We start from the raw sequence: 19,384 nt of genomic DNA on the forward strand, positions 1-19,384 counted from the left end.
CGGTACGGCGGCCCGCCGTGAGCGAGCCGCCGTATCGGAGCAGGGAGTTGTCAGGCGCCGACGTATGCCGCGAGGTGCTCGCCCGTCAGGGTCGGGCGGGCGGCGACCAGTTCGGCCGGGGTGCCCTCGAAGACGACCTTGCCGCCGTCGTGGCCGGCGCCCGGGCCGAGGTCGATGATCCAGTCGGCGTGCGCCATGACCGCCTGGTGGTGCTCGACGACGATCACCGACTTGCCCGCGTCCACCAGCCGGTCGAGCAGGCCCAACAGCTGTTCCACGTCGGCGAGATGGAGACCGGCGGTCGGCTCGTCGAGGACGTAGACCCCGCCCTTGTCGGCCATGTGCGTGGCCAGCTTCAGCCGCTGTCGCTCGCCGCCGGACAGCGTGGTCAGCGGCTGGCCGAGGGTGAGGTAGCCGAGGCCGACGTCCGCGAGCCGCTGGAGGATCCGGTGCGCGGCCGGCGTGCGCGCCTCGCCGGCGCCGAAGAACTCCTCGGCCTCGCTCACCGGCATCGCCAGCACCTCGCTGATGTCGCGCCCGCCGAAGCGGTACTCGAGCACCGAGGCGTCGAACCGCTTCCCCTCGCAGTCCTCACAGGTCGTGGAGATGCCCGCCATCATCGCCAGGTCGGTGTAGATGACCCCGGCGCCGTTGCAGGTGGGACAGGCACCCTCGGAATTCGCGCTGAACAGCGCCGGCTTGACCCCGTTGGCCTTGGCGAAGGCGCTGCGGATCGGATCGAGCAGTCCGGTGTACGTCGCCGGGTTGCTCCGGCGCGAGCCGCGGATCCCGCCTTGGTCCACCGACACGACACCCTCCGCGGCCGGGATCGACCCGTGCACGAGGGAGCTCTTGCCGGAGCCCGCCACACCGGTGACCACGCACAGCACGCCGAGCGGGATGTCGACGTCGACGTCCCGCAGGTTGTGCGCGCTCGCGCCGCGGATCTCCAGCGCGCCCTTGGGCGTGCGCACGGTGTCCTTGAGACCGGCCCGGTCGTCGAGATGGCGCCCGGTGACCGTGTCGCTGCCCCGCAGCCCGTCGACGGTGCCCTCGAAGCAGACCGTGCCGCCCGCCGTGCCCGCGCCGGGACCGAGGTCGACGACATGGTCGGCGATCGCGATGACCTCCGGCTTGTGCTCCACCACGAGCACCGTGTTGCCCTTGTCCCGCAGCCGCCGCAGCAGGTCGTTCATCCGCTCGATGTCATGCGGGTGCAGGCCGATGGTCGGCTCGTCGAAGACGTACGTGACGTCGGTGAGCGAGGAGCCGAGGTGGCGGATCATCTTGACGCGCTGGGCCTCGCCGCCCGAGAGCGTGCCGGCCGGCCGGTCGAGCGAGAGATAGCCGAGTCCGATCTCCACGAACGAGTCGAGGGTGTCCCGCAGCGCGTCGAGCAGCGGCGCCACCGACGGCTCCTCGAGCCCGCGCACCCAGTCGGCCAGGTCCCTGATCTCCATCGTGCAGGCGTCCGCGATGGAGAGCTTCCCGATCTTCGAGGAGCGCGCGTGCTCGGCGAGCCGGGTGCCCTCGCACTCCGGGCAGACGGTGAAGGTGACCGCGCGCTCCACGAAGGCCCGGATGTGCGGCTGCATCGCCTCCTTGTCCTTGGAGAGCATCGACTTCTGGATGCGCGGGATCAGACCCTCGTAGGTCATGTTGATGCCCGCGATCTTCATCCGCGTCGGCTCGCGGTGCAGGAGGTCGTGCAGCTCCTTCTTGGTGAACTTGCGGATCGGCTTGTCCGGGTCGTAGAAACCGGACTCCGCGTACAGCCGGGAGTTCCAGCCGCCGCCGGTGTAGCCGGGGATGGTGAAGGCGCCCTCGTTGATCGACTTGGTGTCGTCGTAGAGCTGGGTCAGGTCGAGATCGGAGACCGAGCCGCGGCCCTCGCAGCGCGGGCACATGCCGCCGACCTTGTTGAAGGTGACCTTCTGCTTGGCCCCGCCGCCCACCGAGATCGCACCGGCCGCCGAGACCGAGGGCACGTTGAAGGCGAAGGCCCCGGGCGGGCCGACGTGCGGCTTGCCGAGTCGGCTGAACAGGATCCGCAGCATCGCGTTGGCGTCGGTGGCGGTGCCGACCGTGGAGCGCGGGTCGGCGCCCATCCGCTGCTGGTCGACGCTGATCGCCGTGGTCAGCCCGTCGAGCACGTCGACCTCGGGCCGCCCCAGGTTCGCCATGAACCCCTGGACGAAGGCGGGGTACGTCTCGTTGATCAGCCGCTGCGACTCCGCCGCGATCGTGTCGAACACCAGCGAGCTCTTGCCCGAGCCGGAGACACCGGTGAACACCGTCAGCCGGCGCTTCGGGATCTCGATGCTGACGTCCTTGAGGTTGTTCTCGCGCGCGCCGTGCACGCGGATCAGGCCGTGGCTGTCGGCGACGTGCGGGGACGTGCTCATCGTGTCTCCATCGGCTGCGGGAAAAGGCTCGCGTGAAGGGTGATGCACATGACCGCCACGCTAGCCGGGCCCCCGGGTCCGGCGCTTCTCGAATACTGACCGAGGCTGTGGCTCCCGTACCGACCGGAGGCTCTAGCCCCCGGCGAAGATCCCCGCCAGCCTGCGGTACGACTCCACCAGCGCCGCCCGGTCGTACGTGCTGGTCGTGACGAGCACCTCCTGCGCCCCCGTCTCCTTCAGCACCGTCTCCAACTCGTCGGCGACCTGCTCCTCGGTGCCGGCGATGTGCCCGGCCAGTCCGGACTCGTAGAAGCCGCGCTCCTTGCCGCTCAGGGCGAGGCCCTCGACCCGCTCGGCGGGCGGCAGCGGCGGGAAGGTGCCGTGTGTCCGGGAGTACGCCATCGACCAGGCCTCCGGGATCAGCAGCCGCCGCGCCTGCTCGGGCGTGGCGGCGACGGCGACGGTCCCCGAGATGACGACGTACGGCTCCCGGGCCCACTCGGAGGGCCGGAAATGCTCGCGGTAGTGGTCGATGCCGCGCTGCATCTTCTCCCGGTTGCGCAGGTCGCCGATGACCATGGGCAGGCCCGCCCGGGCCGCGACGGCGGCACCCTCGCCCATGGCGAGCACGAAGGGCGGCACCGTCAGGCCCTCGGCGGGCCGGGCGTGCACGCCGGTCGGCGAGGTGCCCCGGAACCAGCCGAGCAGTTCGTCGAGCTGCCCGGCGAAGTCCTCGGCGTCCCCCTTGTCCCGCCCGAGCGCCCGCCGCACCCCGTCGGTGAAGCCCACGGACCGCCCGAGGCCCATGTCGATCCGCCCGGGGAAGAGGGACTCCAGCACCCCGAACTGCTCGGCGACGACGAGCGGCCGGTGGTTGGGCAGCATCACGCCCCCGGTACCGACCCGGATCGTCCGCGTCGCGCCCGCCACCGCCGCGGCCAGTACGGTCGGCGCGGACCCGGCGACCCCGGGCACACCGTGATGCTCGGAGACCCAGAACCGCCCGTACCCGAGCCGCTCCACCTCCCGCGCCAGCCCGACGGTGTCCCGCAGCGCCTCGGCGTTCGTGTGGCCCTCGCGGGTGCGGGAACGGTCGAGGACGGAGAAGCGGGTCTGGGCGATCACGGAGCTCATACAGGGTTCAACGCCGTGGAACTCCCAGGATTCCTCGGCCCTCGGGGCGCGTCGCGCCCGCGCTCAGCGTCGGCTGCGCACCCGTGCGTCCCGTGGTGGCTGGATGAACTGGAGTTCCAGCGTCACCGGCGGCTCCACCAGCCCCGGTCCGCCCGCCGCCGCCCAGCCGATCAGCTCGTCCGTGCAGTCGTCGTCCATGGCGAAGCCGACCCAGGTGGCCCGGCCGCCGGCCCGGCGGCCCGCGGCCGAGGGCTGTACGACGATGACGTTCGCCTGGTCGCAGGGACCGAGGCAGTCGGTCGTACGGACCTGGAAGCCGTGCTCGGCCGCGGCGGCGCGCAGCCGGTCCAGCTGCCAGGCGTGGTCGGTGCCGGGGTGCTTGCGCGGGTCGCCGCAGCAGCAGCCCCGGCACACGACGAGCGTGCAGGGGCGCTGCCCGGCCGCGCCGATCAGGGTCCGACGGGGGGAGGGGACGGCGGGTGACATGGGAGAAGCATGATCGATGCGCCCCGCGGCCCGTGCCACCGGGTCGGGTGGATCAGAACCTCGCCCCGACGGCCGCTCCGTTGCGCGGCACCAGGAACGAGGGCGCGGACGGCAGCGATCCGCCCGCCCCGCGCGGGCCGGTGAGCGGTGCGGGGTCGGTGCTCAGCACCGAGGAGGCGTTCCAAGTGCCGCCCAGGTCCCAGGAGTTGTCCTGGGAGACGGTGGCCGGGCCGAGGGAGGGGGCGCGGTTGTCGGCGATCGAGAGGTTCGAGGCGAGGGGGGCGGTACCGCCCGCGACGTCGGCGTCGAAGCCGGTGCCGTCACCTGCGAAGTCGGGGAAGTTCCAGCGGTTGAAGCCGTTGCCGTACGCGACCGAGTTCTCGACAGTGCAGTGGCAGCCTGGGAGCGGAAGGTTGCCCGGTCCGGCGGGGGAGTACGTGCACGCGCGGTCGGCCGCGGCTGTCTAGGGTGGGCGGGTGACCGATCGCAGAGCACGCCCCATCGCAGTCTTCGACCTGGACAACACCCTCGCCGACACCGGCCATCGGCAGCGGTTCCTGGAGCGCAAGCCGCGCGACTGGGACGGGTTCTTCGCCGCCGCGCCCGACGACCCGCCGATCCCGGAGGGCGTCGCGCTGGCGCTGGAGAGCGCCGAGGAGTGCGAGATCGTCTATCTGACCGGGCGGCCCGAGCGCTGCCGGCGCGACACCCTCGACTGGCTCACCGCGCAGGGACTGCCCGACGGGCGGGTCCACATGCGGCGCAATGACGACCGCAGACCCGCCCGCCGCACCAAACTGGAGATCCTGCGCCGCCTCGCCCGCACCCGGGAGGTCCGGATGCTGGTGGACGACGACGAGTTGGTCTGCGAGGACGCCGAACTGGCCGGGTTCAGGGTCGTACGGGCACGGTGGGCCGCCCCGTCCGCCGCGCTGGAGTCGGCACAGGAAGGGGAGGGACGGACCTGAGCCGCCCGGTGTGGACTTGACCGGGCGGTGTGGACTTGAAGCGGACTGTGTGGGCCTGAACCGGACTGTGTGGGCCTGAACCGGTCGATGAGCGCCGTCAGTCCGACTCGTCCAGGCGGAAGCCCACCTTCAGACCGACCTGCCAGTGCGCGATCTGCCCCTCCTCGATCTGGCCCCTGACCTGGGTCACCTCGAACCAGTCCAGATTGCGCAGGGTCTGCGAGGCGCGGGTGATCCCGTTGCGGATCGCCTCGTCGACACCGTTCGGCGAAGTGCCGACGATCTCGGTGACCCGATACGTGTGGTTCGACATGCGGGTGCTCCTCTCCGTACGTCCGTGATGACCGGAGCGTCACGTGTGTCACGCGTCACTCCACCGTGCCCCAAGCTGCGACGGAGCGCGAGACATCGGCCCCGTGGGGCCGCCGCCCCTTGACCCCCCGCATTGGTCCATACCAAAATCCGGCACACCCGTTCGAGCCCCACGCTCGCCCCCATGTCGGGCCCCTTCCCCCTGTCCGCCAGACAGAACAGGACCCAACGTGAGACGTCGCCGCCTCCTCGCCCTGGCCCCGCTCGGTCTCGTCGGCGCGTGCGGACTCGTGCCGCACGGCTCCGGCCGCCGCACCGTCACCGTGTGGCTGATGAAGGACAGCGCCTCGCCGGCCTTCCTACGCCGGTTCACCGAAGCCTTCGAGAACGAGCACCGGAACCTGCGCCTGGACATCCGCATCCAGCAGTGGACCGGCATCGGCCAGAAGGTGCAGGCCGCGCTCGACGCCGACCCGGGCAAGGGGCCCGATGTCATCGAGGTCGGCAACACCCAGGTCCCGCAGTACGTGGAGGGGGACCGGCTGCTCGACCTGACCCTGGAGTCGGCGCTGCACTGGGGGATCGACGACTGGCTGCCCGGCCTCGCCGAACCCGGACAGTCCCTGTCGCACCAGTACGGCATCCCCTGGTACGCGGCCAACCGCGTCGTCGTCTACCGCAAGGACCTCTTCGCCAAGGCCGGCGTGAAGACCCCGCCCCGCACCCGCGACGAGTGGCTCGCCGTGACCAAGGAGCTCAACTCCGGCGGCAATCAGGGCATTTACCTCGCCGGACAGGACTGGTACACCCTCGCCGGCTTCATCTGGGACGAGGGCGGCGACCTCGCGGACGACGGCGGCAACGGCGGTGGCTGGCGGGGCACGCTGGACACCCCGGCCGCCCTGCGCGGCATGGACTACTACCGGCGCCTGCACTCCCTCGGCGAGGGCCCGGCCGGCGCCGACGAGGAACACCCGCCCCAGGCGGGCGTGTTCGCCAAGGGCCGGGTCGCGCAGATCGTGGCGGTGCCCGGACTCGCGCATACGATCGTGCAGCAGAACCCGGACCTGGAAGGGAAGTTGGGCTTCTTCCCGGTACCCGGCAAGAGCGCGGCCAGGCCCGGTGCCGTCTTCACCGGCGGCTCCGACCTCGTCGTACCGAACAACACGGACCAACAGGACGGCGCCGTCGCTGTGGTGGCCGCCCTCACCGGCGCCAAGTGGGACACCGAACTCGCCCGGACCATGAACTACGTCCCGAACAAGAAGACCCTCGCCGGGTCCGTCGCCGGCGAGGAGGGGGTCGCGGCCATGGCGGCCGGCGCCGCGCGGGGCAGGGCCACCCCGAGCACGCCCCAGTGGGGCGCGGTCGAGGCGGACAACCCGATCAAGACGTACATGACCAAGGTCCTGACAGGCGCCGACCCGACGACCGAGGCCCGTCGCGCCTCCAGGCGCATCACGGAGATCCTCGGCCGTCTGGGCTGATGCCGAGTACCCGGCACTCCCAAGTGCCGGGCACGGGACGGGGGTTCAGCGGGCGAGTTCCTTGGTGATGCGGTCCAGCATGAACGCCGAGGAATCGTGGGCCCGTTCCTCCCAGGCGAAGACGCAGGCCGTCGCGACGCCGTCGAAGTCCAGCTCGCGCAGGGTGCCGAAGAAGGCGTCCCAGTCGACCTCGCCCTGCCCGATGTCCAGGTGCTGGTGGACACGGGCCGTGGTGCCGGGCGGGTTGAGGATGTAGCGCAGGCCGCTGGAGCCCTTGTGGTTGAAGGAGTCCGCGATGTGCACATGCCGGAGCTTGTCGCCCGCGTAGCGCATCATCGCCGCGATGTCGGCCTTCGGGTCGGCCCCGGACAGGTGGAAGGAGTGCGGGGCACAGTAGAGGTAGTTCACCCAGGGCTTGTCGATCGCGCGGACCAGGTCCACCGCGGGAGTGTTCTCCTCGCAGAAGTCGTCCGGGTGGGCCTCCAGGTTCAGCCCGATGCCCTCGCGCTCGAACAGCGGGAGCAGCTCCTCCAGCGAGCGCCAGAACGCGGCCTCGCTCTCGGCGGCGCGCTCCGGGCGCCCGTTGAACTCGCTGTTCATCAGCGGGCATTCGAGCTCAGCGGTGATCTCGATCATCCGCTTCCAGTAGCGCACGGCCGCCTGCCGCTCGGTCTCGTCCGGCGAGGACCACTTGTACAGCGGCAGCACCGAGGACAGCTTCACACCATGTGTGCGCAGGGAGTTCTTCAGCTCCGCGATGCGCCGGTCGTCCGCGCGCGGGTGAAGGAAGAACGGCATGAAGTCGTCCCGCGGCGACAACTCGATGTACTCGTAGCCGAGTTCGGCCACCGTGCGCACCATGTCGTCGATCGGCAGGGCGCGGAACATGTACGGGTCGAGGGCGATCTTCATGCGGCACCTCCGTAGAAGTCGGGGCGGGGCTTGAGGTCCGTGGCGACGACGCGGCCCGACTCCAGGGCCTCGACCGTCGCGCCGGTGATGACGGTGGCGGCGTAACCGTCCCAGGCCGAGGGGCCGTTGGGCTCCCGGCCGGCGGCGACGCCCGCGATCCACTCGCGGAACTCCGTGTCGAAGGCCTCCGCGAACCGGCCGACCCAGTCGGTCAGCACCTCGCTGCTGTGCCGGCCGGCCGTACGGACGCCGACCGCGGCCGGGTCGGGCAGCCGCACCAGGCCCTCCTCGCCGACGGTCTCGCACTGGATGTCGTAGCCGTAGCGGCAGTTGACGAAGACCTCGAGGTCGATGCGGACGCCCTTCGCCGTCTCGAAGAGCATGATCTGCGGGTCCCTGAGGTGCTCGAACCGCTTGCTGGTGGCCCGCGGAGTGACCACCTGCGTGGAGACGATCTCGTCGTCGAGCAGCCAGCGCAGCACGTCCACCTCGTGAACCGCCGTGTCCAGGGCGGCCATCGAGGAGGTGTACGACTCCGGGACGGTCGGGTTGCGGTGCGCGCAGTGCACGATCAGCGGGGCGCCGATCCGGCCGGAGTCGATGACCTGCTTCATCTGGCGGTAGCCGGTGTCGTAGCGACGCATGAAACCGACCTGGACCAGGCGGCGGCCGTGGGCCGTCTCCGCCTCGATGATTTTCAGGCAGTCCTCGGCGGTGGTGGCGAGGGGCTTTTCGCAGAACACCGGCTTCCCGGCGGCGATCGCGTTCAGCACGTGCTCGGCGTGGGTCGGACCCCACGACGTCACCAGGACCGCGTCCACATCGTCCGCCGCGACCACGGCGGCACCGTCCGGCAGCACCCGGGCGCCGACCGGCGCCGCCGCCTCCGCGGCACGGGCGGGATCGATGTCGGTCACCGCGCTGACGCGAGCGCCCGTGACGGTCTCGGTGAGCCGCCGAATGTGCTCCTTGCCGATCCAGCCGGCACCGATCACACCTACACGTACAGTCATGGTCATTCCTTAATAGGGGGCATCAACGGGGCGATGACCGTGATCAGGCGCCACGTCCTACCGGTGGTCGTTCGCCGGCCGCCGAGTACCCGACAGACCGCAGCCGGCCAGGTGCTCACGCGTACTGATCGCGATCGGCAACGGCACCTCGGGCGCACACGGGTACAGGTCCTGCTCGACGATCACGAACAACTCGGCGTCCAGTCGGGCCAGTTCGGCGACGACCGCACCCGGGTCGGGCACGCCCGCGGGCGGCGACACGCACACACCACGCTTGACGGCCTCGCCGAAGGAGAGATCCTCGGCGGCGACCCGGGCGAGGATCTCCGGGTCCATCTGCTTGATGTGCACGTACCCGACGCGCTCGCCGAAGCGGCGGATGAGGTCGAGGTTGTCGCCACCGCCGTAGGCGACATGGCCGGTGTCCAGGCAGAGGTTGGTGTAGCGGCTGTCGGATTCGTTGAGCAGCCGCTCGATCTCGGGCTGGGTCTGGATGTGGCTGTCGGCGTGCGGGTGGATGACGAGCCGGATGCCGTACTGGTCGAGCAGCAGCTTGCCGAGTCGGTCCGCGGCCCGCCCGAATCCCGCCCACTGTGCGGCGGTCAGCTCGGGGGACTCGGTGAACGCGCCGGTCTTCTCGTCCCGGTACATCGGCGGGATGAGGACGAGGTGGTGCGCACCCGCGGCCTGCGTCAGCGTCGCGACCTGATGGACGTGGGCGAGCATCTCGTCCCAGACTTCGGGGCGGTGCAGCGCGCCGAAGGCGGTGCCGCCGGAGACCTTCAGCCCGCGGGCGTCGAGCTCCGCCTTCAGCCGCTGCGGATCGGTGGGGAGGTAGCCGTACGGCCCGAGCTCCAGCCACTCGTAACCGGCCTGCGCGAGCTCGTCGAGGAAGCGGGTGTACGACACCTGGTGCGCGTCCTCGGGGAACCAGACGCCCCAGGAGTCGGGGGCTGAGCCCAGGCACAGGTTGCCCGCGGTGGCGCGGAGCGGGGATGGCGCCGTTGCCATGGTGTGTCCTTCGGGGGAGAGGTCAGTTGGAGGTGGGGAAGTTGAAGCCGGCGGTGAGCTGTTGGGTGGGTTCGGGCCAGCGGGTGGTGACGACCTTGGGGCGGGTGTAGAAGCGGATGCCTTCGGGGCCGTGGATGGGGTGGTCGCCGATGAGGGAGTCCTTCCAGCCGCCGAAGGAGTAGTAGGACATCGGGACGGGGACGGGGACGTTGATGCCGATCATTCCGACGTGGATGTTGCGCTGGAATCGGCGGGCGGCTTCGCCGGAGGCGGTGAAGAGGGCGGTGCCGTTGCCGTAAGGGTTGGCGTTGATGAGGGCGATGGCTTCGTCGAGGGTGTCGACGCGGACGATGGCGAGGACCGGGCCGAACAGTTCCTCCTTGTAGGCGTCCATCTCGGTGGTCACGCGGTCGAGCAGGGACGGTCCGGTGAAGAAGCCCTCCTCATGCCCGTCGATCTTCAGTCCGCGGCCGTCGACGACGACGGTCGCGCCCTGCGTCTGGGCGACTCCGACGGCGTTCTCGACGCGTTCCTGGGCGGCCTTGGTGACTAGCGGGCCCATCTCCACGCCCGGCGCGTCACCAGGACCGACCTTCACCTCGGTCGCCTTGCGCTGAAGGATTTCGACGAGGGCGTCTGCCGCTGATCCGACGGCGACGGCGACGGCGACGGAGACGGCCATGCAGCGTTCGCCTGCGGAGCCGTAGGCGCCGGCGGTGATGTGGTTGGCGGCGAATTCGAGGTCTGCGTCGGGGAGGACGACGGCGTGGTTCTTGGCTCCGCCGAGGGCCTGGACCCGCTTGCCGTGGGCGGTGGCCTGGGTGTGGACGTACTTGGCGATCGGGGTGGAGCCGACGAAGGAGACGGCCTCGATGCCGGGGTGGGTCAGGATCGCGTCGACGGCGTCCTTGCCACCGTGCACGACGTTGAACACGCCGTCGGGCAGGCCTGCCTTCTTGTACAGCTCGGCGACGAAGTTCGCGGCGGAGGGGTCGCGTTCGGAGGGCTTGAGGATGAAGGTGTTGCCGGTGGCGATGGCGATCGGGTGCATCCACAGCGGGACCATGGCGGGGAAGTTGAACGGGGTGATGCCGGCGACGACGCCGAGGGGCTGGCGGAAGTTGTGGACATCGATGCCGCGGGAGACCTGGTCGGAGAAGGAGCCCTTGAGCACGTCGCCGAGGCCGCAAGCGTATTCGACGACCTCGCGGCCGCGGGTGATCTCGCCGCGGGCGTCGTCGACGGTCTTGCCGTGTTCGGCGGAGATGATCCGGCCGAGGTCTTCCTCGTGTTCGACGAGCAGCTGACGGAAGGCGAACATCACCTGCGTGCGCTGAGTCAGCGACGACTCCGACCAGGTCTCGAAGGCATTCCCGGCCGCCGCGACCGCGGCGTCGACGTCGGTGGTGCCGCCGAGGACGACGCGGGCCTGGGCCTGGCCGGTGGCGGGGTTGAACACGGGCTGGGTGTCGGTGCCGGGAACGGGGGTGCCGTTGATCCAGTGGGGAATGGTGTTCACCGGAGCGGGTTCCTTACAGGTAGTGGCGCTGGGTCTGCTTGTGGGTGGCGTAGGTGTCGTAGGCGGCCTGGGTGGTGTCGAGGGCGGAGACCTGGCTGACGGGGACGTCCCACCAGCCGTGGCCGGGTGGGTTGGGGCCGTAGAGGTCGGTCTCGACGTGCACGACCGTCGTCCGAACGGCCGCTTTCGCCTTGTCCATCGCGCTGCGGAACTCCTCCACGGAGGTGGCGTGCAGGACATCTGCGCCCAGGGAGGAGGCGTTGGCGGCGAGGTCGACGGGCAGCACCTCGCCGTCGATGAGGCCCGAACCGCTGTCCCGGTAGCGGTACTTGGTGCCGAAGCGCTGCGAACCGAGCGACTCGGACAGGGCGCCGATGGAGGCGAAGCCGTGGTTCTGGACCAGGACGATGATGACCTTCAGGCCCTCGGAGATCATGGTGACGATCTCCTGGGCCATCATCAGATACGAGCCGTCGCCGACCAGGACGACGACCTCGCGCGAGGGGTCGGCCATCTTCGCGCCCATGCCGGCGGCGACTTCGTAGCCCATGCAGGAGTAGGCGTATTCGACGTGGTAGGCCTTGGGGTCCCGGGCCCGCCAGAGTTGTTGGAGGTCGCCGGGCATGGAGCCGGCGGCGTTGATGACCACGTCCCGGTCGTCGAGGAGGTTGTTGAGGTCGCCGAGGATCTCGGTCTGGGCCGGGAGCGGGCCGTGGCCGACGGTGAAGCAGGCTTCCTCGATCTGCCTTGTGTGGGCGATGAGTTGGCGGGTGCGGTGGCGGTAGTCGGGGTGACCTCCCAGTCCGCCAGGGCTGCGGCGAGGGCCTGGATGCCCAGGCGGGCGTCGGCCACCAGCGGTTCCGCCGAGTGTTTGACGGCGTCGAGGCGGGCGACGTTGAGGTTGACGAAGGTGACGTCGGGGTTGGCGAAGACGGTGTGGCTGGCGGTGGTGAAGTCCGAGTAGCGGGTGCCGATGCCGAGCACCACGTCCGCGTCCCTGGCCAGCTCATTGGCCGCATAGGAGCCTGTCGAGCCGATGCCGCCGACGGCGTAGGGGTGGTCCCAGGGGACGGCGCCCTTGCCGGCGTGCGTGTCGGCGACCGGGATGCCGGTGGCCTCCGCGAACGCCCGCAGCTGAGTCTCGGCACCGGAATACACCGCCCCGCCGCCCGCCACGATCAGCGGCTTGTGCGCACCGCGCAGCAGCCGAGCCGCCCGGTCCACCGCAGCCGACTCGGGCACCGGGCGGCCGACGTGCCACACCCGGCGGCGGAAGAACGCGAGCGGCCAGTCGTACGCCTCGGCCTGCACGTCCTGCGGCAGCGCGAGCGTCACCGCGCCCGTCTCCACCGGATCGGTCAGCACCCGCATCGCGGCCAGCGCGGCCGGGATGAGCTGCTCGGGGCGCTGGATGCGGTCGAAGTACTTCGACACCGCGCGGAAGGTGTCGTTGACGGTGACGTCCCCGCCGCGGGTGTCCTCCAGCTGCTGCAACACAGGATCCGCGGCGCGGGTGGCGAACATGTCGGAGGGCAGCAGCAGGACCGGGATCCGGTTGGTGGTGGCGAGTGCCGCACCCGTGATCATGTTGGTGGAGCCGGGGCCGGTGGAGGCGGTGCAGGCGAAGGTGGCGAGCCGGTCGCGCATCTTGGCGTAGGCGACCGAGGCGTGCACCATGCCCTGCTCGTTGCGGGCCAAGTAGTAGGGCAGGTCGGCCTCTTGAGTGATCGCGGCCTGCAGCAGGGCCTGGCCGATGCCGGCCACGTTGCCGTGCCCGAAGATGCCCCACACGCCGGGGATCAGGCGCTGTTCCTGGCCGTCCCGCTCGCTGTACTGCGCGGCCAGGAACCGCACCAGAGCCTGGGCGGTGGTCAGTCGTACGGTGTTCATCGCGTCTCTCCGAAAGGCAGCCGGTACTCGTTCGGCGAGGTCACAGCAGGCTCACCGCCTTGTCGACGGCGCCTGCGACGTCGCCGCCGGCGGGGTAGAGCAAGGAGCGGCCGACGACGAGGCCTTGTGCGGTGGGCTGTTTGAGGGCGCGGCCCCAGGAGGTGAACGCGGCCTGGGGGTCGGTGACCTCGCCGCCGAGCAGGAGTGCGGGGAGGGTGGAGGAGGCCAGGACGCGTTCCATGCCGTCGACGACCGGTAGCTTCAGCCAGGTGTAGGCGGTGCGCCGGCCCAGCCCGGAGGCGATGGACACCGACTTGACGACGGCGTCCGTGGACAGGTTGTTGCGGATCCTCCCGTCCTGCCAGAGGGAGATGAACGGCTCGACCATGGCGATCAGTCGGCGGTCGTTGAGCTCGTCCACGGCCCGGGCGGTGTTCTCCAGGACGGACGGTGTGGCAGGGTCGGACAGCGCGATGCGGGTGAGCATCTTCCCGCCGTCGAAGCCCATCGCCGCGATGGTGTCGGCGTCGTAGCCGGTGAACCGGTCGTCGATCTCGAACACCGACCCGGCAAGCCCCGCCCGGTTCATCGACCCGAACACACTCTTGCCGTCCAGGACCCCGAGCAGCAGCAGGTCTTCGAGGATGTCGGCGGTGCCCAGCACTCCGGTCACACCCGGTCGCTCGAGTGCCACACACAGCCGGTCGAGGAGTTCGAAGCGGTCGGCCATGGCGTTCGGGTCCCCGCCCACCCGGTTCGCGCCGCGGGCGGGATGGTCGGCGGCGATGATCATGGCTTTGCCGTGTTCGCCGAGCAGCGAGGCGGCTCTGACGCGTCGGGCGGCGGCGGCCGTGATGGCGCCGGGGTCGTTCACGCGGGCGTTCACGATCCGGGTCACGTTCTGGGACGGCACGGGCTCACACCTCTCGCGGGACGTCGTCCGGGGCGGCCGAGCGCAGCTGCTCCTCGACCTCGGCCCGGGTGGGCATCGCCTCGGAGCAGGCAGGCCGGCCGGCCACGATGGCCCCGGCGGCGTTGGCGAAGGCCACCGTGCGGCGGGTGTCCCAGCCGGACAGCAGCCCGTGACACAGGGCCCCGCCGAAGGCGTCACCGGCGCCGAGCCCGTTGACGACGTCGACCGGAAGGGGCGGAACCTGGACGGCCACCCCGACCCGGCCCATGGCCAACACATCGAACGGCATGACGGTGGTTTCCCTTCGCTCCGGAGACACCGGGGAGTCAGCAGGGGACAGATCTGATCTGCCGCGCTCTACTAGCGCGCTCTAGATGAGTACGATGGGCTCTGTCTAAATGTCATGTCAATAGCCTGTTGCCGGGAGATTTCACGACGGGCCGTAAGGTGGGTGCGTCGAAGGGTGGGTTCACAGGTGGATGCGTCGGCCAGGCAGCGGCCCACGATGGCGGACGTCGCCGCGAAGGCGGGTGTGTCCAGGGCGCTCGTCTCGATCGTCTTCCGGGATCAGCCGGGGGCGAGCCAGGAGACCCGCGAGCGTGTGCTGCGCGTCGCCGACGAGATCGGCTACCGCCCCGACAACGCGGCGCGGCTGCTGGCCCGTGGCCGCAGCCGCACGCTCGGCGTCATGTTCACCGTGCACCAGACCTTCCACTCCGACCTGATCGCGGGCATCTACCCGGAGGCCGAGCGGCTCGGCTACGACGTGCTGCTCTCCGCCGCCACGGAGAGCCGCGGGGAGGGCAAGGCGGTCGAGGCGCTGCTCAGCCACCGTTGCGAGGCGGTGATCCTGCTCGGCTCCGACGCGGAGGCCGACTACCTCGACGAGCTCGCCCACCGCACGGTCGCCGTGTCGGTCAGCCGCCGAGTGCCCCAGGCGCACGTCGACTTCGTGCACTCGGCCGAGGGCAAGGGCGTACGGCAGGCCATGGAGCACCTCGTCGAGCTGGGGCACCGGCGGATCCTGCACATCGACGGCGGGCGTGGGCCCGGTTCGGCGGAGCGGCGGCGGGCGTACCGGGCGGCGATGCGGCGGCACGGGCTGGAGTCCGAGGCGCGGGTGCTGCCGGGCGACCACACCGAGCAGTCGGGCATCGAGACGGGGGAGTTGCTGCTGTCGGAGCGCGAGCGGGGGCTGCCGCTGCCGACCGCCGTGCTGGCCGGCAACGACCGTTGCGCCTGGGGGCTGTTGATGTCCCTTACGCGTGCCGGGGTCGACGTCCCGCGGCACATGTCGGTCGTCGGCTACGACGACAGCCACCTCTCCCACCTGATGCCGATCGGCCTGACCACCGTCCGCCAGGACGCGGCCCTCATGGCCGAGCACGCGGTGAGGTTCGCGGTGGAACGCCTCGAGGGCGAGGGCGTGGAACCCCGGGAGGCGGTGCTGGAACCGAAGCTCGTGGTACGCGGCACCAGCGGCCCGGTCCCGGAGGCCTGAGCACTCACACGGCCCGCTCCATACACACCAGTTGATCCCGCTCGTCCCACGATTCGACGACGGCGAACCCGAGCCGCTCGTAAAGGGCGATGGCAGGTGCCCGCCACTTCCACACCGACAGTCGTACGGTGTGCGCACCGCTCTCCGCCGCCTGCGCCAGCGCGGCGTCGACCAGCGTGGACGCGACGCCCCGGCCCCTGAACGCCGGATCCGTCCAGAGCCTCTTGACCTCGCACCGCCCGCCGACCGGGGCGGTCACCACCAAACAGCCCACGGCGGTGTCACCGCTGAGGGCCATCAGCACGACGTCGTCGACGAACGAGGTCCGCGGGTCCAGGACCTCGGCCCGATAACGGTCCGGCAGCTCTGCCGCATCGCCGACGGCCTCACCTTTCTCGGCCTGCGTGCGCAGATGGTAGGCCGTCAGCAACCCGGCCGGTCCGCCCTCGGTGGAGGCGTCCCGATCCGGCCAGCGGACTACGTGGACCTCTCCTTGATCAGTCATGACGCGAGCATCACACGCCACCCGCTACGAGGGGAACGAGATCCCGCACAGCCCACGGATACCGTCCATCACCCGCAGCGTGGCGATTGACTCGTCCAGCGTTCGCAGCGAGGACTGGAGGCGGTCCTCGGCGATGCACCGGGCCGCCTCCGCCGCCTCGAAGTGCAGGGCGTCGTGAGCGGTTTGAGGTTCGGTGTACGTCAGTGGTGTGCCGCCCCCGGACGGGGTGAGGCAGAGATCCCCGGGTTGGTAGAAAGGCCCGGGCAGGGTCAGGGTGGCGTGGGTGCCGGCGATCGTCGCGGCCGTGGGTGTGTCGCTGAAGAGGGTCGTGTGGACGACCGCCTGGTTGGCGTCGGCGTCGCGGAGGACGGCCGACAGCTGGCCGTTGACGCCCGCCGGGTGCGGCTGGCCGCCCGCCAGGATCTCGACCGGCTCGCCCAGGACCCAGGTGGCGAGGGAGATGGGGTAGGTGCCGAGGTCGAGGAGCGGACCGCCGGCGAGTTCGGGGCGCAGGATGCGGTGGCCGGCGGCGAAGTGCTCGCCGTGATCGGCCAGGACCGTGTGGATGTCGCCGAGCACTCCGGAGTCGAGGATCTGGCGGACCACGTCGAACTTGGGGAGGAAGAAGGTCCACAGGGCCTCGGCGCAGAACAGGCCGCGCTCGGTGGCCAGTTGGGCGAGCTCGGCGGCCTGGGTCGCGTCGAGGGCCAGTGGCTTCTCGACGAGTGTGTGCTTGCCCGACTCCAATGCCAGGCGCGCGCAGGGGAGATGGGCCGTGTGCTCCGTGGCCACATAGACGACGTCCACCTCCGGCGTCCTGACCAGTTCCTCGTACGAGCCGTACGCACCCGGGATGCCGTGCCGTTCGGCGAACTCCTTGGCCCGCCTGGCGTTGCGCGACGCGACGGCCGTGAAGCGCTGGCCGGTGTGGCGCCGGACGGAGCGCACGAAGCGCTCGGCGATCCAGCCGGTCCCGAGGACACCCCAGCGCAGGGCGGGCGCGTCCATCGGGTCCGGGGTGCGCGGAGCGGGCAGGCCGGTGGGGAAGCGGGGCGTTGTCAGTGCGGCCTCCGGGACGGGTTAGGGAGAGCAGGCGTCGTCACTCACACCTCCGGAACGTCGTCACTCACACTTCCGGAACGTCATCACTCACACCTCCGGAACCTGGACGGCGACCGTGCGGCCACCGTCCCGCATGGACACGATGACGGCCTCCGCCACCGCACTCGCCACCAGCCCGTCGTACGCCGTGGCCAGCGTCGAAGGCCGGCCCTGGGCCACGGCGTCGACCCACGCCTGGAGTTCCAGCCGGTAGGCGTCGGCGAAGCGCGGGCGCCAGTCGGCCGGGTAGCCGGTGGAGCGGGCGCGGGCCGCGTCGGTTACCAGCCTGGCCGGATCGGCCAGCGCCAGCGTGCCGCGCTCGCCGACGACCTCGCAGCGCACCTCGTAGCCGTAACCGGCGTTGAGGAACGACTCCACCGTCGTCAGTGCCCCGTCCGCCGTGCGCAGCAGCAGAACCTGCGGATCCCGCAGCCCGGTCACCGCCGAGGTGGGGCGGGCCGCATGCCAACTCACCTCGGTGATGCGGGAGTCGAGCAGCCACGGCACGGTGTCGAAGTCATGGATGGACGACCCGGTGACGCTGAACTCGTCCGTGCAGCCCGGCGCCGACGACACACCCCGGTTGACGCAGTGCGTCAACAGCGGCGCACCGACCGCCCCGGAGGCGAGCGCCGCCCTCAACTCGCCGTATCCCGGATCGAATCGACGCATGAAGCCGAGCGAGATGATCCGGGCACCCGACCTCCGCTCCTCCTCCAGCACCTGCACGCACTCGGCCGTGGTCGGCGCCAGCGGCTTCTCGCACATGACCGGTTTTCCGGCCGACACGGCGGCGACGGCGAGGTCGGCGTGCGTGCTGTCGTGGGAGGCGATGACGACGGCGTCGACCTCCGGGGCCGCGATCAGCGCGAGGGCGTCGTCGGTGGCCAGGGCGCCCGGCACGGCGGCGGCCACCTCGGCGGCCCGCGCCTTGTCGATGTCGGCGACGTAGGTGACCTCGGCGCCGGACACCCAGCGGTGCAGCGTGTTCACATGGTCGGCGCCCATGTTGCCGGCGCCGACGACTCCGACGCGTACCGCGCTCACGCGAGGCTCACCCAGCTGCCCTGCTCGGCGGACCGGGTCATGGCGTCCAGGGCGGCGGCGCTGTGCACGGCGTCGGCGAGGGTCGCGCCGTGCGGGGTGTTCTCCGCGATGGAGCGCAGGAAGTTGTGGGCCTCGACCACCTTGAGGTCGTCGTAGCCCATGGGGTTGGCGGCACCGGGTTGGAAGGCCGCGTACTCGCCCTGGCCGGGGCCGACGAAGACCGTGCTGACGGGCTGGTCCTGGTAGGCGGTGCCGCGGCTGACGGCGATCTCGCCCATCCGGCGGTAGTCCCAGAAGACCGCGCCCTTGGTGCCGTGCACCTCGAAGCCGTAGTTGTTCTGCTCGCCGACCGAGACCCGGCAGGCCTCCAGGACACCGCGGGCGCCGGAGGCGAAGCGCAGCAGGCAGTTGACGTAGTCCTCGTTCTCGACCGGGCCCAACTCGCCGCCCGTGGCCCGGGTGTGGCCCGCGGTGGCGCCGGTGGGCCGGGCGCGCTCCGGGATGAACACGGCCGTGTCGGCGGCGAGGGAGGTGATGTCCCCGAGCAGGAAACGGGCCAGGTCCACGCCGTGCGAGGCCAGGTCGCCCAGCACTCCGCTGCCGCCGCGCTCACGCTCGTAACGCCAGGTCAGTGCACCCTCTGGGTGCGCCGCGTAGTCGCTGAAGAGGCGGACGCGGACGTGCGTGACGGCGCCGATCTCGCCGGAGGAGATCAGTTCGCGGGCGTACGAAACCGCGGGCGCGTTGCGGTAGTTGAAGCCGACCGTGCCCTGGACGCCGGACTTGGCGACCGCGTCGGCGACCGCGCGCGCGTCCTCCGCGCTCAGGCCGACCGGCTTCTCGATCCAGATGTGCTTGCCCGCCTCGGCCATCGCGACGCCGATCTCCCGGTGCAGGAAGTTCGGCGCGGTGATGCTGACCGCCCGCACCCGTGGGTCGGCGGCCACCTCCCGCCAGTCCCGGACCCCGGAGGCGAAGCCGTACTGCGCGACGGCCTCCTCGGGACGGCCGGGCACCTCGTCGGCCACGGAGACCAGCTCCGGGCGGACGGACAGCTGCGGGAAATGGTGCAGGACACGGGCGTACGCCTGGGTGTGCACCCGTCCCATCCAGCCGAATCCCACGACGGCGACGCCGAGCGTACTCACGATGACTGCCCTTCTTTGGACCGGTCCACAAC

17 protein-coding genes and 2 pseudogenes are annotated in these 19,384 nt (G+C 70.9%); 4 read left to right on the forward strand and 15 right to left on the reverse strand.

Translation table 11 applies throughout. The annotated features are described in order from the left end of the window. Nucleotides 1–50: 50 nt before the first annotated feature. The 3 genes from ACQEWB_RS44505 to ACQEWB_RS44515 form a co-directional block, all read right to left on the reverse strand. The gene (locus tag ACQEWB_RS44505; RefSeq protein ID WP_432841688.1) at nucleotides 51–2,405 is read right to left on the reverse strand and encodes an ATP-binding cassette domain-containing protein; all 2,355 of its coding nucleotides are present in this window, start codon (nucleotides 2,403–2,405) and stop codon (nucleotides 51–53) included. A 132-nt stretch (nucleotides 2,406–2,537) separates the two neighbouring features. After that, nucleotides 2,538–3,539, reverse strand: coding sequence for an LLM class flavin-dependent oxidoreductase (locus ACQEWB_RS44510; RefSeq protein ID WP_432841690.1), 1,002 nt, complete (start codon nucleotides 3,537–3,539; stop codon nucleotides 2,538–2,540). A 63-nt stretch (nucleotides 3,540–3,602) separates the two neighbouring features. Continuing rightward, nucleotides 3,603–4,025, reverse strand: a complete 423-nt coding sequence (locus tag ACQEWB_RS44515; RefSeq protein ID WP_432841692.1) for a (2Fe-2S) ferredoxin domain-containing protein — start codon at nucleotides 4,023–4,025, stop codon at nucleotides 3,603–3,605. A 47-nt stretch (nucleotides 4,026–4,072) separates the two neighbouring features. Between ACQEWB_RS44515 and ACQEWB_RS44520 the strand changes: the two genes are divergently transcribed. Together ACQEWB_RS44520 and ACQEWB_RS44525 are read left to right on the forward strand one after the other, a co-directional pair. Further along, complete coding sequence (locus ACQEWB_RS44520; RefSeq protein WP_432841694.1) at nucleotides 4,073–4,492, forward strand: hypothetical protein; 420 nt, start codon at nucleotides 4,073–4,075, stop codon at nucleotides 4,490–4,492. A gap of 9 nt (nucleotides 4,493–4,501) precedes the next feature. After that, entirely contained in the window at nucleotides 4,502–4,993 is a 492-nt protein-coding gene (locus tag ACQEWB_RS44525) for an LNS2 domain-containing protein (protein ID WP_432841696.1), read from the forward strand. Nucleotides 4,994–5,090: 97 nt separating this feature from the next. Here ACQEWB_RS44525 and ACQEWB_RS44530 read toward each other — a convergent pair whose 3' ends face one another. Beyond that, nucleotides 5,091–5,306: a dodecin gene (locus ACQEWB_RS44530; protein ID WP_432841698.1), complete on the reverse strand. Its 216-nt coding sequence runs from the start codon at nucleotides 5,304–5,306 to the stop codon at nucleotides 5,091–5,093. A gap of 229 nt (nucleotides 5,307–5,535) precedes the next feature. On the opposite strand from ACQEWB_RS44530, the gene ACQEWB_RS44535 reads away from it, so the two are divergent. Then, nucleotides 5,536–6,792 carry an extracellular solute-binding protein gene (locus ACQEWB_RS44535; protein ID WP_432841700.1) on the forward strand — a complete coding sequence of 419 codons (1,257 nt, stop codon included), beginning with the start codon at nucleotides 5,536–5,538 and terminating at the stop codon, nucleotides 6,790–6,792. Nucleotides 6,793–6,837: 45 nt separating this feature from the next. Here the strand turns inward: ACQEWB_RS44535 and ACQEWB_RS44540 are convergent, their stop codons facing one another. From ACQEWB_RS44540 to ACQEWB_RS44570, 7 genes and pseudogenes are all read right to left on the reverse strand, one after another. Next, the gene (locus ACQEWB_RS44540; protein ID WP_432841702.1) at nucleotides 6,838–7,704 is read right to left on the reverse strand and encodes a sugar phosphate isomerase/epimerase family protein; all 867 of its coding nucleotides are present in this window, start codon (nucleotides 7,702–7,704) and stop codon (nucleotides 6,838–6,840) included. Then, nucleotides 7,701–8,717, reverse strand: a complete 1,017-nt coding sequence (locus tag ACQEWB_RS44545; RefSeq protein WP_432841704.1) for a Gfo/Idh/MocA family oxidoreductase — start codon at nucleotides 8,715–8,717, stop codon at nucleotides 7,701–7,703. Before ACQEWB_RS44545 ends, ACQEWB_RS44540 begins: the two co-directional genes overlap by 4 nt. Nucleotides 8,718–8,774: 57 nt before the next feature. Next, nucleotides 8,775–9,728, reverse strand: coding sequence for a TIM barrel protein (locus ACQEWB_RS44550; RefSeq protein WP_432841706.1), 954 nt, complete (start codon nucleotides 9,726–9,728; stop codon nucleotides 8,775–8,777). Nucleotides 9,729–9,750: 22 nt separating this feature from the next. Further along, on the reverse strand, nucleotides 9,751–11,247 hold the full coding sequence (locus ACQEWB_RS44555; RefSeq protein ID WP_432841708.1) for a CoA-acylating methylmalonate-semialdehyde dehydrogenase: 1,497 nt from the start codon (nucleotides 11,245–11,247) through the stop codon (nucleotides 9,751–9,753). A gap of 13 nt (nucleotides 11,248–11,260) precedes the next feature. Further along, nucleotides 11,261–13,137 (reverse strand): annotated as a pseudogene (gene iolD / locus ACQEWB_RS44560) (3D-(3,5/4)-trihydroxycyclohexane-1,2-dione acylhydrolase (decyclizing)). A 40-nt stretch (nucleotides 13,138–13,177) separates the two neighbouring features. Further along, nucleotides 13,178–14,050 (reverse strand): Cgl0159 family (beta/alpha)8-fold protein, encoded by an 873-nt coding sequence (locus ACQEWB_RS44565; RefSeq protein WP_432841710.1) that lies wholly within the window; start codon nucleotides 14,048–14,050, stop codon nucleotides 13,178–13,180. Between the two features lie 4 nt (nucleotides 14,051–14,054). After that, a pseudogene (locus ACQEWB_RS44570) lies at nucleotides 14,055–14,336 on the reverse strand (PfkB family carbohydrate kinase); the annotation flags it as partial. A gap of 219 nt (nucleotides 14,337–14,555) precedes the next feature. On the opposite strand from ACQEWB_RS44570, the gene ACQEWB_RS44575 reads away from it, so the two are divergent. Next, the gene (locus ACQEWB_RS44575; RefSeq protein ID WP_432841712.1) at nucleotides 14,556–15,551 is read left to right on the forward strand and encodes a LacI family DNA-binding transcriptional regulator; all 996 of its coding nucleotides are present in this window, start codon (nucleotides 14,556–14,558) and stop codon (nucleotides 15,549–15,551) included. Nucleotides 15,552–15,555: 4 nt separating this feature from the next. Here ACQEWB_RS44575 and ACQEWB_RS44580 read toward each other — a convergent pair whose 3' ends face one another. From ACQEWB_RS44580 to ACQEWB_RS44595, 4 genes are all read right to left on the reverse strand, one after another. Beyond that, the gene (locus tag ACQEWB_RS44580; RefSeq protein ID WP_432841714.1) at nucleotides 15,556–16,056 is read right to left on the reverse strand and encodes a GNAT family N-acetyltransferase; all 501 of its coding nucleotides are present in this window, start codon (nucleotides 16,054–16,056) and stop codon (nucleotides 15,556–15,558) included. 24 nt (nucleotides 16,057–16,080) lie between these two features. Further along, the gene (locus tag ACQEWB_RS44585; RefSeq protein WP_432841716.1) at nucleotides 16,081–17,064 is read right to left on the reverse strand and encodes a Gfo/Idh/MocA family protein; all 984 of its coding nucleotides are present in this window, start codon (nucleotides 17,062–17,064) and stop codon (nucleotides 16,081–16,083) included. A gap of 141 nt (nucleotides 17,065–17,205) precedes the next feature. Continuing rightward, nucleotides 17,206–18,204 carry a Gfo/Idh/MocA family oxidoreductase gene (locus ACQEWB_RS44590; RefSeq protein WP_432841718.1) on the reverse strand — a complete coding sequence of 333 codons (999 nt, stop codon included), beginning with the start codon at nucleotides 18,202–18,204 and terminating at the stop codon, nucleotides 17,206–17,208. Then, the gene (locus ACQEWB_RS44595) at nucleotides 18,201–19,355 is read right to left on the reverse strand and encodes a Gfo/Idh/MocA family protein (RefSeq protein ID WP_432844341.1); all 1,155 of its coding nucleotides are present in this window, start codon (nucleotides 19,353–19,355) and stop codon (nucleotides 18,201–18,203) included. Before ACQEWB_RS44595 ends, ACQEWB_RS44590 begins: the two co-directional genes overlap by 4 nt. Between the last annotated feature and the right edge of the window lie 29 nt (nucleotides 19,356–19,384).

This window comes from Streptomyces sp. CA-249302, from assembly GCF_050936785.1.
Taxonomy (GTDB): Bacteria; Actinomycetota; Actinomycetes; order Streptomycetales; family Streptomycetaceae; genus Streptomyces.

Bases quoted from the DNA above. Each gene is read 5' to 3' on its own strand.
- ACQEWB_RS44505 (WP_432841688.1), bottom strand. From the start codon at position 2,405: ATGAGCACGTCCCCGCACGTCGCCGACAGCCACGGCCTGATCCGCGTG.
- ACQEWB_RS44510 (WP_432841690.1), bottom strand. From the start codon at position 3,539: ATGAGCTCCGTGATCGCCCAGACCCGCTTCTCCGTCCTCGACCGTTCC.
- ACQEWB_RS44515 (WP_432841692.1), bottom strand. From the start codon at position 4,025: ATGTCACCCGCCGTCCCCTCCCCCCGTCGGACCCTGATCGGCGCGGCC.
- ACQEWB_RS44530 (WP_432841698.1), bottom strand. From the start codon at position 5,306: ATGTCGAACCACACGTATCGGGTCACCGAGATCGTCGGCACTTCGCCG.
- ACQEWB_RS44540 (WP_432841702.1), bottom strand. From the start codon at position 7,704: ATGAAGATCGCCCTCGACCCGTACATGTTCCGCGCCCTGCCGATCGAC.
- ACQEWB_RS44545 (WP_432841704.1), bottom strand. From the start codon at position 8,717: ATGACTGTACGTGTAGGTGTGATCGGTGCCGGCTGGATCGGCAAGGAG.
- ACQEWB_RS44550 (WP_432841706.1), bottom strand. From the start codon at position 9,728: ATGGCAACGGCGCCATCCCCGCTCCGCGCCACCGCGGGCAACCTGTGC.
- ACQEWB_RS44575 (WP_432841712.1), top strand. From the start codon at position 14,556: ATGGCGGACGTCGCCGCGAAGGCGGGTGTGTCCAGGGCGCTCGTCTCG.
- ACQEWB_RS44580 (WP_432841714.1), bottom strand. From the start codon at position 16,056: ATGACTGATCAAGGAGAGGTCCACGTAGTCCGCTGGCCGGATCGGGAC.
- ACQEWB_RS44585 (WP_432841716.1), bottom strand. From the start codon at position 17,064: ATGGACGCGCCCGCCCTGCGCTGGGGTGTCCTCGGGACCGGCTGGATC.